The sequence below is a fragment of the Sulfitobacter sp. 1A15258 genome, from assembly GCF_043557045.1.
Classification (GTDB): domain Bacteria; phylum Pseudomonadota; class Alphaproteobacteria; order Rhodobacterales; family Rhodobacteraceae; genus Sulfitobacter; species Sulfitobacter faviae.
Genome location: NZ_JBIFFK010000003.1, coordinates 1 through 12345, shown reverse-complemented (window position 1 = coordinate 12345; position 12345 = coordinate 1). Strand labels below are relative to the sequence as shown.

The following is a 12345-nucleotide window of genomic DNA, read 5'->3' as shown; positions in this document are numbered from 1 at the left end:
GTTTGGGCTTAATACAGTCATATCGGTTGCGGCTGCAACGCAAGCGCTGGCGCATCCGCGCCTTCCGCAAGCGGCGCGAGTTGACCTCTGTGGCGAACCGGACCGCGCAGATCAAAGCTGACGATATTCTGCTGTTTTGCACGCAGCGCAACGAAGCGATCCGGCTGCCTTATTTCCTGAAATACTACCGCGAGATGGGCGTCGGGCATTTCTTCTTTGTCGATAATGACAGCGACGATGGCGCGCTCGACTATCTGGCCAAGCAACCCGATGTCTCGGTCTGGAGCGCCAAGGCCAGCTACAAACGCGCGCGCTTTGGGGTGGATTGGCTGAACTGGTTGCAGATGAAATACGCCCACGGCCATTGGGCGCTGACGGTCGATCCGGATGAGTTTTTGGTCTACCCCTTTTGTGACACGCGCCCCCTGCGGGCGCTGACCGATTGGCTTGATGCCTCTTCGATCAAGAGCTTTTCGGCGATGCTGCTGGATATGTATCCCAAGGGGCGGCTTGAGGAGGAGCCCTATCAGGCGGGACGAAACCCGATTGAGATCGCCGCATGGTTCGACAGTGGCAACTACACCATTTCGCGCAATCGGCGGTTTGGGAATCTCTGGATACAGGGCGGTCCACGGGCGCGGGTGTTCTTTCCTGACGCGCCTGCCAAGGCGCCCGCGCTGAACAAGGTGCCGCTGGTCAAATGGGATCGGCGCTATGCCTATGTCAGCTCGACCCATATGCTGCTGCCGCGCGGGCTTAATCAGGTCTATGACGAATGGGGCGGAGAGAAAGCCTCGGGCGTCCTCTTGCACGCCAAATTCCTCGACACCTTCGGGGTCAAGGCGGGGGAGGAGTTGCAGCGTAGCGAGCATTACGCGGCTTCGGTCGAATACAAAGCCTATGCTGAACAGCTGAAAGACGATCCGCAGCTTTGGTGCAAATGGTCGGAACGCTACATCAATTGGCGACAGCTTGAGATTCTCGGCCTCATGTCCAAGGGGAACTGGGCATGAGCGTCGGGATCGTCATGTTGGTGCACAACGCTTTTGACCGGGCCGAGCAGGTCGCGCGGCATTGGGCGGCAGCGGGCTGTCCGGTGGTGATCCATATCGACAAGGCGGTGCCCCGGCGGGCGCATGATGCCTTCGTGGCGGCGCTGTCGGATCTCAAGGATGTCTGCTTTAGCCCGCGCAGACGCTGCGAATGGGGCACTTGGGGGATCGTTGCCGCCTCTCAGGGGGCGGCGGAGATGATGCTCTCGCGCTTTCCCAAGGTGCGCCATGTCTATCTGGCCTCCGGCTCTTGCTTGCCGCTGCGCCCGGTGCAGGAGTTGATCGACTATCTTGAGGACCGTCCCCAGACCGATTTCATCGAAAGCGCCACCACGGCAGATGTGCCTTGGACCGTGGGCGGGCTGGATGCAGAGCGGTTTACCCTGCGCTTCCCCTTTTCATGGCGGCGCAATCGCTATCTGTTCGACCGCGCGGTCGAGGTGCAGCGCCTGCTGCGGCTAAAACGCCGGATGCCGCGCGGGATCGTGCCGCATATGGGCTCGCAATGGTGGTGCCTGACCCGGCGCACCCTATCGGCAATCCTGCAAGACCCCGACCGGCCCACCTATGACAAGTTCTTTCGCCATGTTTGGATCCCGGACGAAAGCTATTTCCAGACCCTTGCACGGCTCTATTCCAGCAAGATCGAAAGCCGGTCGCTGACCCTGTCCAAGTTCGATTTTCAGGGCAAGCCGCATATCTTTTACGACGATCACCTCCAGCTTTTGCGCCGCTCGGATTGTTTCGTGGCACGCAAGATTTGGCCCCATGCGGACAGGCTCTATGATGCCTTTCTGACCGACCCTGCCGGTGCGATGAAAAAGACCGAGCCGAACCCCGGCAAGATCGACCGCATCTTTGCCAAGGCGGTGGAGCGGCGCACCCGGGGCCGCGCCGGGCTTTATATGCAAAGCCGTTTTCCAAACGAGGATTGGGAGAATGGCGTCACCGCCGCGCCCTATTCGGTGTTTCAAGGCTTTACCGAGATTTTCGAGGATTTCGAATATTGGCTCAGCCGGGCCAGCGGGGCGCGCGTGCATGGGCATCTCTTTGCGCCCGACCGGGTGCATTTCGCGGGCGGGGAAACCACGCTGAATGGTGCCTTGTCGGATAACCCGGTGCTGCGCGATCACAATGCCAGTGCCTTTCTGACCAATCTGATCTGGAACACCCGGGGCGAGCGTCAGTGCTTTCAGTTCGGCCCGATGGACATTCAAGACATCAACTGGCGTGTGGCCAAAGACCCGAATGCGCATATTTCGGTCATCACCGGCGCTTGGGCGGTGCCGCTGTTCCGCTCGAACCTTGATTTCGCAATTATCCGCCGTCTGGCCGCCAAGTTGCAAAAGACGGAGAGCACGCATTTGGATGTGTTGAATTCGCCCTATACCAAGGCGCGTGTGCGGGTCTGGACCATGGCCGATTTCATCGAAGCGCCGATGGAGCCTTTGCAAGATATCCTTGACGAAATTGGCCGCCCCCGTCTGCGCCGCCTGTCAGAGGCGCCGCGCATGGTTGATCTGAACGGCTTCGGCCAGTTCCTTCAGAACCTCAAGAACCAAGGCATGCACCCCTATCTGGTCGGCGATTTTTCGGTCGCCCAAGGGGGCAGCGCCGATGCCAAAACCTCCCCAAAACCCTATCTGGTGAAATAACCCATGCGCGACAAATTCGACAGTTTCGTGGTCTTTGCCGAGATGCGGACCGGGTCCAACTTCCTAGAGGCGAACCTGAACGCCTTTGCCGGGATCGCCTGTCATGGGGAGGCGTTCAACCCTTTCTTCATGGGGTATCCCAAAAGCGAGCCGATCCTTGGCGTTGATCAGGCCACACGGGACGAAAACCCCACAAAGCTGCTGGCGGCGATCCGGGGACAGCAGGATGCTTTGGGCGGTTTCCGCTATTTCCACGACCACGATCCGCGTGTCTTTGATGAGATCGTCGAGGATCAGCGCTGCGCCAAGATCGTGCTCACGCGCAACCCGGTCGACAGCTATGTCAGTTGGAAGATCGCGCAGGCCACGGGGCAGTGGAAACTGACCGATATGAAGGCGCAGAAGGTGGCGCAGGCCGTCTTCGATGCAGATGAGTTCAGCGCCCATTTGGATGCCCTCCAGCAGTTCCAGATCACGCTGCTGAACCGTTTGCAAACCTCCGGCCAGACGGCATTTTACGTGGCTTACGAAGACCTGCAAAGCGTTGAGGTGATGAACGGGCTTGCGCGCTATCTCGGCGTGGATGAGCAGTTGGAGGGGCTGGACAAGAACCTTAAAAAACAGAACCCCAGCCCGATCTCGGCCAAGGTCAGCAACTATGACGAGATGCTGGAGGCGCTGGCGCGGCTGGACCGTTTCGATCTGACCCGCACCCCCAATTTTGAGCCACGGCGCGGGCCGAATGTGCCCTCTTATGTGGCGGCGGCGACCAGCGGCTTGATCTATCTGCCGATCAAATCCGGCCCGCAGGATCAGGTGCTGGACTGGCTCGCCGCCCTCGATGGCGTCCCGCGTGAGGCGCTGCGCGATAAGATGTCGCAAAAAGAGCTGCGGCAGTGGAAACGTAAAATGCGCGGGCATCGCGGCTTTACCGTGCTGCGCCATCCCGCCCTGCGCGCGCATGACGCCTTTTGCCGCCATATCCTGACCACGGGGGAGGGCAGTTACCGCCAGCTGCGCAACACGCTGATGCGGCGCTACAAGGTGCCGCTGCCCAAGGATGGCCCTGACGCCGAATATGACCGCGAGGCGCATCGCGCCGCCTTTGTCGCCTTCCTGAAGTTTCTCAAAGGCAATCTGGCCGGGCAAACCTCGATCCGGGTGGATGCTGCATGGTGTTCTCAGGCCCAAGCCATTGCGGGGTTCGGGGCGTTCTGCCTGCCCGACCGCATCCTCCGCGAAGAGGAGTTGGCCAGCGAACTCTCCGCTTTGGCCGCGGGTCAAGGCCATGCCACCGTCCCCGCCGTGCCCCAGATGGTGGAACCCGGGCCCTTCACGCTCGGCGATATCTATGACGATGAGATCGAGGCCCTGACGGCGGAAGCCTATCAGAAGGATTATATGACCTTCGGCTTTTCGCGCTGGCGGTGAGGGGCACAGGCTAGATTGACCTTGCCGGTTCTGACGTAAACTGGAACAACAGGGCATCTTGAGCATCCCGTCAAAGGTCGCGCCGTGAGTTTCCTGTCTGTCACCTCTGTTCCCCGGCTGCGGTGGAGTTCGCCGAAAGCCTTCACGCTCAGGCCGCCATTGGCCTCGATGGTGTTTCTGGTGCTGGGATTGGTGATGTTTGGCTTGGGCGAGGCGCTTTTGGTCACGGCGGGCGTCGGCGTCAGCCCTTGGACCGTCTTCGCCGAAGGGGTGACCCGCATCACGGGGTGGAGCCTTGGCTTTGCGACCTTCCTGATCAGCGCCGTGGTTCTTTTGCTCTGGATCCCGCTGATGCAGACGCCCGGTATCGGCACCATTCTGAACGCGGTGATCGTGGCGCTGGTGCTGGAATATGCGCTGCCAATCCTGCCCCACTTCGACAGCTATCTGGCGAATGCCGTGCTGGCGCTGACCGGCGTCTTCGTGACTGGTTTTGGCGGCGCGATCTACCTCGTCGCAAACCTCGGCCCCGGGCCGCGGGACGGGTTGATGACGGGGCTACAACGGGTCACTGGCAAACCCATCGCGCTGGTGCGTATGAGCATCGAGTTATCGGTCGTCGTGGTCGGCTGGGCCTTGGGCGGGACCTTGGGCCTCGGCACGCTGCTTTTCGCGGTGGGGATCGGTCCGGCCATGGCGATTGGGATGCAGATTCTGCAACTGCGCAGCGTGACCCGCTAAGCGGCGGCGCTGCAAAAGGCTGAAATCCGCTTTTTCCTGAACCCCCCCCCACCGCATACTGCGGTATACCGTCGACCTTCGCCGCCTCTTCCGCTATCAGGGCAGCAAATGCAGCAATTTGGAGCAATCATGTCCGATATCATTTACACCAAAGTTGACGAAGCGCCGGAGCTGGCCTCTGCCTCGCTGTTGCCGATCATCAAAAAGTTCGCCGAAGCCGCTGGTGTGAGCGTCGGCACGAAAGACATCAGCCTTGCAGGCCGCATCCTCGCGACCTTCCCTGAGCACCTGACCGAAGCGCAGCGCCAGTCCGACGATCTGGCCGAACTGGGCCGTCTGGTGAAGACGCCCGAGGCCAATGTCATCAAGCTGCCGAACATCTCTGCCTCCGTGTCGCAGCTGGTCGCCGCGATCAAAGAGCTTCAGGCCCAAGGCTACGCGCTGCCCGACTACCCCGAAGAGCCGAGCACAGACGAAGAAAAAGCCGTGCGCGCCAAATATGACGGCATCAAAGGCTCCGCCGTGAACCCGGTCCTGCGCGAAGGCAACTCCGACCGCCGCGCGGCCAAGGCCGTGAAGAGCTTTGCCCAGTCCAACCCGCACCGCATGGGTGACTGGAAATCGGACAGCAAGACGCATGTCTCGTCGATGTCCGGCAATGATTTCTTCTCCAACGAAGTATCCGCCACGCTCGACGCCGCCAGTGGCGCGAAGATCGTGCTGGAAACGGCGGATGGCGAGAAGGTGTTGAAAGACGGTCTGGACTATCCCGCCGGCACCGTGGTCGACGCGACCTTCATGAGCGCCGCGGCGCTGAAGGACTTCCTCAACACCCAGATCGAGAAGACCAAAGAAGACGGCATTCTCTTCTCGCTGCACCTCAAGGCCACGATGATGAAGGTCTCCGACCCGATCCTCTTTGGTCACGCGGTCAAAACCTACCTTGCGCCCGTTTTCGAAAAGCATGGCGCAAAGCTCAAAGATCTGGGCGTGAACCCCAACTCCGGTCTCGGCGATCTGCTGGAGCGCGTGAAGGGCGAGAGCGAGATCATGGCCGACATCGACGCCTGTATGGAAGAACGTCCGCCGATGTATATGGTCGATTCCGACAAGGGGATCACCAACCTTCATGTCTCTTCCGACGTGATCATCGACGCCTCCATGCCCGCGCTCATCCGCGCTGGCGGCAAGGGCTGGGGCCCAGACGGCAAGGAGCATGACGCCAACTGCGTGATCCCCGACAGCTCCTATGCACCCGTCTATGACGAGGCGATCAACTTCTTCAAAGAGAACGGCAAGCTCGACCCCGCGACCGCAGGCACGGTGCAGAACATCGGCCTGATGGCGCAGAAGGCCGAGGAATACGGCTCCCACCCGACCACGTTCGAACTGGCCGAAGCGGGCACCGTCAAGATGATCCTCGACGACGGCACCGTGCTGCACCAACATAAGGTCGACGCCGGTGACATCTGGCGCTCTTCCTCCGCGCGCAAGGCGCCGATCGAGGATTGGGTGAACCTCGCCATCTCGCGCCAGAAGGCCGAAGGCTGCCGCGCGATCTTCTGGCTGGACGCAAATCGCGCCCATGACGCCGAGCTGATCTCCTATGTGAAGCCCATCCTTGAGGCACAGGGCGTGGCCGACAAGTTCGAGATCATGGCCCCCCGCGAAGCCACCCGCGCCTCGCTTGAGACCATCACCAAGGGCGAGAACACCATCGCGATCACCGGCAACGTGCTGCGCGACTACCTGACCGACCTCTTCCCGATTTTGGAACTGGCGACCTCGGCCAAGATGCTGTCCATCGTGAAGCTGATGAACGGCGGCGGCTTGTTCGAGACCGGCGCGGGCGGCTCTGCCCCCAAACACGTTCAGCAGTTGATGGAGCAAAACCACCTGCGGTGGGACAGCCTCGGCGAATTCTGCGCCCTTGGCGAGAGCCTGAAGTTCCTCGCCGATGCCCGCGGCAACGAGAAGGCGCGCGTGCTGGGCGATGCCGTGGAAACCGCGACGCAGGGTATCCTCGACCACGGTCGTTCCCCTTCGCGCAAGGTAGGTGAGCCCGACAACCGCGACAGCCACTATTGGTTCGCGCGCTACTGGGCCGAAGCCGTCGCCGCGCAGAGCGATGACGCGGACCTCGCCGCCGAATTCGCCCCCGTCGCCAAAGAGTTGGCCGCCAAGGAAGCCGACATCCTGTCCGAGCTTGCAACGGCCCAAGGCACGGCTGTCGATCTGGGCGGCTACTACCACACCGACGCGGAGAAAACCGCCCGCGTGATGCGCCCCTCCGAGACGCTGAACGGTATCATCGGGTAACTCGCCTGATAAAAAAATCCGCCGCGTTGCTGTTTAGGCGGCGCGGCGGATTATCGTTTTAAGACTTGGCAGCGGCGCTGGCGCTTTGCGGGCGCCTACACCGCTGTAGGGACGCGTATAGCGTTGCACACTCATCACTGATTTCATTGTCAAAAAACAGGGCTTGTGACCAATAATTCAGCACCCCCACTTCGCATAATTCTGCACACGAAGCCTATAAGTTTGCACCGCAAGCACGGTACACTAGGGACGCGACCAATTATGCCTAACATTGCGCTTTCGGTGAAGTATGCTTGCATTTCCTTCGAATGGAGGCAACCAGTTAGCTGCGGCGCCGCAGCCGTTCATGACTGGTGAGGTTTTGACGTGCCGGTGGGCAAGTTTGCAGGCCATTGACTGTCAATGGTACTGGGGAGCTAGCGCGGCTTATTCCGCTGCCGCTGTTTCCGCAAAGCTGATCTCCATGCTTGACCAAGGCGAAGGGCATCTGCTGCTGCACGATGAGAAGAGCGACTACTAGTGTAGGCTTTGAAGAACATCCCAAGTGCACCGCCCGTAAAACGTGCTGCGGCGTTTTCTTGTATGCTCTCTACTTTTAAGGCGTCACATGCGTCTATAGTGGCCAATAGGCGGTTCAACCATCTTAAGTCAAAATCTGGTGCGTCGCTTAACAACAATGAACCGCTTAAGCGTTCGAGTGCCCATCGGGCTACATCGGTAGCCTGCTCCGCAGTTTCTAGTTCCTGCAGGCCGATGCCGTGTATCCGTTGGCTTGCTTCAGACCAAGCGCTCAACGACCAGTCGAAATGAGGTTTGATGAGCTTCGAGTCCGTACGCAGTTTTTCCTGATTATCGAGCCAGCAAACACCAAGCTCAATTGGCCAGCTTTCGTCCCCCAAGCTTGAGGCTTCAAAATCGAGGAATATTATCTCGGCCATCTATCCGCTCACCGATTTGTGTCAGTATCAGCCCTCAGTCCTGTCGAAATCTATGCCCGGAACTCCCCGGTCATGATATCTAAAATTGAGGCTCTCAGCATTGGCAGATAGGTCGTTTTCGGTTTCTAAGGCATGCCATCAGCCTCAAGGTGCTACAACTTAAGGCATCATGAGCGGAAAGCTCTTGTCCTCAACGGTTCATGTGCATGCGAAGAGGTCGCGAAATTTTCAACGGATGAGTCATGCCCACGTAGCTCATATCCGCTCTTGCCAAACAGCCCAATAGCCCATATCAGTACAACCATGTCATGCAGCGTCCTCATATCATTCAACGATTGATATACCCCTTTTCCGGGGCTTTGCGGGGCTGCGTCCACATTTTCCCATAGCTACAGTGCTGCGAAGCTCCATCTGACTATTTATTTCGGATGGCCGTCATGACAGTTAAAGTCCCCTTTCTCTCCCGAGTCCGTCATTTTGCCGTAGAAAACGACCGCGTCGAAAGCCGCCTTACGGCCCACCTCGAGCACCTTCGTATGAGGAAGGCCAATCAGCTCGAAATCAAGTTGAGTGCGGAAGATGAAGCGAAGATCAAACGCCGCACAAAATTCATTCGCGACCTCCGCAAGGACTACGTTTCGCTGCGCACCTTAAGGAACGAGGACCGCACCCCTCTAAAGAACGTATCGAAGGGCGTAACCTTAAAAGGCCCTGTGACTGAGGATGAAGTAGACGTCCTAGGAGCGGCCCTTCACAACGAAATGCCCTGGATGCAGCCGGTAACGGAAAAGATCTGGTTGGATATGCGCAGGCACGTTCAATCTGGCGGGGTAGGGATTAAGTTCTCGCCAACCCTGATGGTCGGCCCGCCGGGGATCGGAAAATCCCATCTTGCTCGGCGTTTGGGCGAACTCAGCCAAACGCCTTCCGTGGTTATTGACGTATCAGCCACCACGGAAGGCTTCAGCGTGGTGGGCAGCCAGCGCACATGGGGCAGTTCCACCCCCGGCCGACCGGTACAGACTATCCTAGAGAGGGGCATCGGGAACCCTATCGTGGTTATCGATGAATTTTGCAAGGCAGGCATTGTCACGTCAACCAGTGGGGCCAGAACGTCAGTCTTAGACGCTCTCTTGGGCCTGTTGGAGCCCGTTAGTGCTCGGAACTGGGATTGCCCCTACTACCAGACCAGCTTCGACATGAGTCATGTCAATTGGATCCTGACGGCAAACTTCAAAGACAGGATCCCCGAAGCTCTACGGTCTCGCATGCGCATCGTGCCGGTTGCAGCTTTGACGACAGCTCACCTCGTCTATTTTGCAAAGAAAATGGTCCGTAAGCGTGGCTTGCCCGATGAAGTCGTCGAAGATGTGCTGCGGTTGCTTTCTGCGTATCCAGAAATGCACCCGAAGAGGAACTTGCGCACGGTTACGAAGCATCTCGATGAGATCGAAGCCTTGTGCAAAACCCCCATTTTGATGTGAGAGGATCCGCCCAATGGCAAACTGGTACACCGCCGATCTTCATCTCAATCACGCGAACATCATTCGACATTGCTCTCGACCTTTTGCTTCCGCAGAGGAAATGGACAGGGAGATCCTGCACCGAATGCAGTGCGTGGAGGAGGACGATGACCTCTGGATCCTCGGGGACTTCGCCTTTGCAAGGAATGCTGACAGTAAGCGCTATGTCGCAGAGCTTTTTGAAGCCATTCCTGGAAAAAAACACCTTGTCCGAGGAAACCATGACCACAAAAGTACCCTTAACCTTCCATGGGCATCCGTTGGGGATCTGGTAGAGATCAAAGACCAGGAGCAGGTTTTGGTCTTATGTCATTATCCTTTAATCACTTGGAATAAGGATAGATACGGAGCCCTGCATCTATTCGGCCACGTTCACGATAAGTTCGCGGGGTATCGCGGCGCCCTGAACGTCGGAGTGGATTGCTGTGATTTCAGGCCACTAGGACTTTGCGACATTCTCTCTCGGGCGCAGCAGTTTGAATCTCACCCACCAATTACGGTAGGTGGGAATAGCCGTCCAGAAAGACAAAGCAAATGACTTACTCCCTCTTTATTGACGACGAACGCTTTCCTCCTGATGATAGTCAATCATGGCGCATCGCGCGCAATCTCTTGGAGGTCGCCTCAATCATTGAAGAACTCGGCCCACCCAACTTTATTAGTTTCGATCATGATCTCGGGGAGAAAGAACCGACGGGATACGACATTGCCAAGAAGTTGGTGGCAGGGGATCTCGGCGAACTTGACGGGACGGCATTCGAAGGAGGTCTGCCCGGCGATTTCTCATTCTACGTGCACAGCCAAAATCCGGTTGGGTCTGAGAACATTCGCACTTTATTGGATAACTACTTAAGTTTCCGTGGTGAGAATTGACCGGCCACTTGGTGCGCCCTTGGCGCACCAGATCTAGCGATCACGGTCCTTTTGAGTTCCAAATGCGATAAATGAGCCAGATATCCGATCTCGAGGTTCCGGCCCAAACCCTGTAGATCCCGGCTTTTCGACCTAGATGGATTAGTATTTCTTCCCGTTCAGGAAATCGACCAAAACATAAAATAGGAAGACGATGAATATACACGCGCCAGGCGCCGACAACAGTTCCCCATTATCCCAAACCCAGATTATTCGATCTCTTGGCCAAGCCTTGGAATGGTTCGAGAAAGAGCTTTATTGGGGAGTAGCACCGGGTCAGCTGAACCATCTTACAGGGCGCATTGGCGAACTATATGCCGCTATGGTCACACGCGGGCAGATGGCTAGGGCAACCAATCAGAGGGGTTATGATGTTGTCTCAGCGGATGGAGACCACATCTCCGTCAAAACAGTAACCAGCGCAACCCAAGCGTTATTCAATGCCAATACCTTCGATGTCGTTAACCGCGTTATGATCCTCCAGATAGTGGTCGAAGAAGGGGAGGTTTCAATCGAAGAGCTCTACGACGAACCTGCGTCAAAATTCTTGGAAACGTTCACCGCTAACAGTCAAGGTAAGTATGCCGTCTCGATCTCCAACCTGAAGAGCAAATCAAACATCCAAATTGGGGGTGGATCTAAAACAGTGCTATCGCTTGAAGAACAGCGACGGCTAAAGGAAACCGGCGAAGCAAGGTACGGTGAGTACCGCATTGTTCAATACGAGAATGGCACTGTGTTAGTAGACAAGAATGGGGAAAATCAGGCGCCCGCGCTGCCTATTCTAAAAGAGATTGCCCGCAAGGTTTCAGTACCCGTGGTCACTTCGACCGGAACGCCGAAGAATACGCGTTATCTCGGATCGGGGATAATTTCAGCTTTGAGCTGAACGCCAAGATACTGCTCGAAAATATCTGAAAGGTTCAGGGTAATCGTTGTAGTTGATGAAGATAGTCCCGCTTTGAACCCGCCGACCGTCAACGCATACTTGCCACGGAACTTTGCAAAGGAGGTCGTGTCGTGGGTACAGTGGGCACATAACCAGAATCTTCAAAATGACATATCCGCATACCAGCGTGCTCTCTGGGAAGCCAAGCAAGAGCGCGATGAACTGTGGAAGAAGCTACGGGACGCAGAGTATTTGAAGGAGCAGTGGAAAACTCACTACACAGCAGAACAAGAAGTTCGAAATCGGGCAATGGAAGAGCTAGACAAAGCCTCTGGTGGAGCTGATAAAAACCTGTTGCGGGCTCAGGCATATGCCGATCCTGACGCTTTTCGAATACCTAAGGGACCTCGAGAAGGCGAAGTCGTTACCAAGGCAGATCACATATTTCTTTCGAAGTTTCGTGACCTGTATCAGAAGCACTACGAGTCCAAGTGGAAATTCTGCAAAAAATGGACCGACTTCATAAACAAAAACGTTTCGATATGAAACGAAACATAGAGCCCTGCTTAGGCCACCGATGGCGCATAAGACCGAGCAAGCTCTCTTGATGGACGCTGACACTACAGAGCGAAATGTGTCTCTACCACGTTACATCTGACCTGTAGTTTCTGAGACAAGTACGGCGCATTCAGTCGTCACTGCTTTCAGAAAACTTAAAATGATGTAGTAGCGTTGAAGGATAGGTTGAAAGGCGAGCTGACCTCGAAAGGAAGAGCTAGGGTCACCCTTGGCAGAACCTTTGAAAACATGACCTGCCCCCCGCGAAATCCCTCACCATGATTTAGAGTCTGCCCAACCCTGAAGGAGCAGACGAATGCGGAAGAG

Annotated in this window: 11 protein-coding genes; 10 read left to right on the top strand and 1 reads right to left on the bottom strand. The window is 57.0% G+C overall.

Annotated elements, in window-relative coordinates:
• Positions 1-26: 26 nt before the first annotated feature.
• The 5 genes from ACGYK9_RS07375 to ACGYK9_RS07355 all read left to right on the top strand — a co-directional run bounded on the left by ACGYK9_RS07375 (position 27) and on the right by ACGYK9_RS07355 (position 7198).
• Entirely contained in the window at positions 27-1013 is a 987-nt protein-coding gene (locus ACGYK9_RS07375; RefSeq protein WP_394409036.1) for a glycosyltransferase family 2 protein, read from the top strand.
• Positions 1010-2707 carry a beta-1,6-N-acetylglucosaminyltransferase gene (locus tag ACGYK9_RS07370; RefSeq protein ID WP_394409033.1) on the top strand — a complete coding sequence of 566 codons (1698 nt, stop codon included), beginning with the start codon at positions 1010-1012 and terminating at the stop codon, positions 2705-2707. Before ACGYK9_RS07375 ends, ACGYK9_RS07370 begins: the two co-directional genes overlap by 4 nt.
• 3 nt (positions 2708-2710) lie before the next feature.
• Entirely contained in the window at positions 2711-4138 is a 1428-nt protein-coding gene (locus tag ACGYK9_RS07365) for a nodulation protein NodH (RefSeq protein ID WP_394409030.1), read from the top strand.
• A gap of 84 nt (positions 4139-4222) precedes the next feature.
• Positions 4223-4879: a YitT family protein gene (locus ACGYK9_RS07360; RefSeq protein ID WP_394409027.1), complete on the top strand. Its 657-nt coding sequence runs from the start codon at positions 4223-4225 to the stop codon at positions 4877-4879.
• Positions 4880-5008: 129 nt separating this feature from the next.
• Positions 5009-7198 (top strand): NADP-dependent isocitrate dehydrogenase, encoded by a 2190-nt coding sequence (locus ACGYK9_RS07355; RefSeq protein ID WP_394409024.1) that lies wholly within the window; start codon positions 5009-5011, stop codon positions 7196-7198.
• Positions 7199-7614: 416 nt separating this feature from the next.
• Here ACGYK9_RS07355 and ACGYK9_RS07350 read toward each other — a convergent pair whose 3' ends face one another.
• Positions 7615-8136 carry a hypothetical protein gene (locus ACGYK9_RS07350; protein WP_394409021.1) on the bottom strand — a complete coding sequence of 174 codons (522 nt, stop codon included), beginning with the start codon at positions 8134-8136 and terminating at the stop codon, positions 7615-7617.
• A 437-nt stretch (positions 8137-8573) separates the two neighbouring features.
• Between ACGYK9_RS07350 and ACGYK9_RS07345 the strand changes: the two genes are divergently transcribed.
• The 5 genes from ACGYK9_RS07345 to ACGYK9_RS07325 all read left to right on the top strand — a co-directional run bounded on the left by ACGYK9_RS07345 (position 8574) and on the right by ACGYK9_RS07325 (position 12006).
• The gene (locus ACGYK9_RS07345; protein WP_394409018.1) at positions 8574-9620 is read left to right on the top strand and encodes an AAA family ATPase; all 1047 of its coding nucleotides are present in this window, start codon (positions 8574-8576) and stop codon (positions 9618-9620) included.
• Between the two features lie 13 nt (positions 9621-9633).
• Positions 9634-10197, top strand: coding sequence for a metallophosphoesterase (locus ACGYK9_RS07340; RefSeq protein WP_394409015.1), 564 nt, complete (start codon positions 9634-9636; stop codon positions 10195-10197).
• Positions 10194-10532: a cyclic-phosphate processing receiver domain-containing protein gene (locus ACGYK9_RS07335; RefSeq protein ID WP_394409012.1), complete on the top strand. Its 339-nt coding sequence runs from the start codon at positions 10194-10196 to the stop codon at positions 10530-10532. The genes ACGYK9_RS07340 and ACGYK9_RS07335 overlap by 4 nt, the downstream gene beginning before the upstream one ends.
• Before the next feature lie 193 nt (positions 10533-10725).
• Positions 10726-11460, top strand: coding sequence for a DUF6998 domain-containing protein (locus tag ACGYK9_RS07330; protein ID WP_394422470.1), 735 nt, complete (start codon positions 10726-10728; stop codon positions 11458-11460).
• 126 nt (positions 11461-11586) lie between these two features.
• Entirely contained in the window at positions 11587-12006 is a 420-nt protein-coding gene (locus ACGYK9_RS07325; protein ID WP_394409006.1) for a hypothetical protein, read from the top strand.
• The last annotated feature ends 339 nt before the right edge of the window (positions 12007-12345 follow it).

What these genes read in the sequence shown, in the direction of transcription:
- ACGYK9_RS07365 (WP_394409030.1), top strand. Translation starts at nt 2,711, where the DNA reads ATGCGCGACAAATTCGACAGTTTCGTGGTCTTTGCCGAGATGCGGACC.
- ACGYK9_RS07350 (WP_394409021.1), bottom strand. Translation starts at nt 8,136, where the DNA reads ATGGCCGAGATAATATTCCTCGATTTTGAAGCCTCAAGCTTGGGGGAC.
- ACGYK9_RS07370 (WP_394409033.1), top strand. Translation starts at nt 1,010, where the DNA reads ATGAGCGTCGGGATCGTCATGTTGGTGCACAACGCTTTTGACCGGGCC.
- ACGYK9_RS07340 (WP_394409015.1), top strand. Translation starts at nt 9,634, where the DNA reads ATGGCAAACTGGTACACCGCCGATCTTCATCTCAATCACGCGAACATC.
- ACGYK9_RS07335 (WP_394409012.1), top strand. Translation starts at nt 10,194, where the DNA reads ATGACTTACTCCCTCTTTATTGACGACGAACGCTTTCCTCCTGATGAT.
- ACGYK9_RS07330 (WP_394422470.1), top strand. Translation starts at nt 10,726, where the DNA reads ATGAATATACACGCGCCAGGCGCCGACAACAGTTCCCCATTATCCCAA.
- ACGYK9_RS07345 (WP_394409018.1), top strand. Translation starts at nt 8,574, where the DNA reads ATGACAGTTAAAGTCCCCTTTCTCTCCCGAGTCCGTCATTTTGCCGTA.
- ACGYK9_RS07355 (WP_394409024.1), top strand. Translation starts at nt 5,009, where the DNA reads ATGTCCGATATCATTTACACCAAAGTTGACGAAGCGCCGGAGCTGGCC.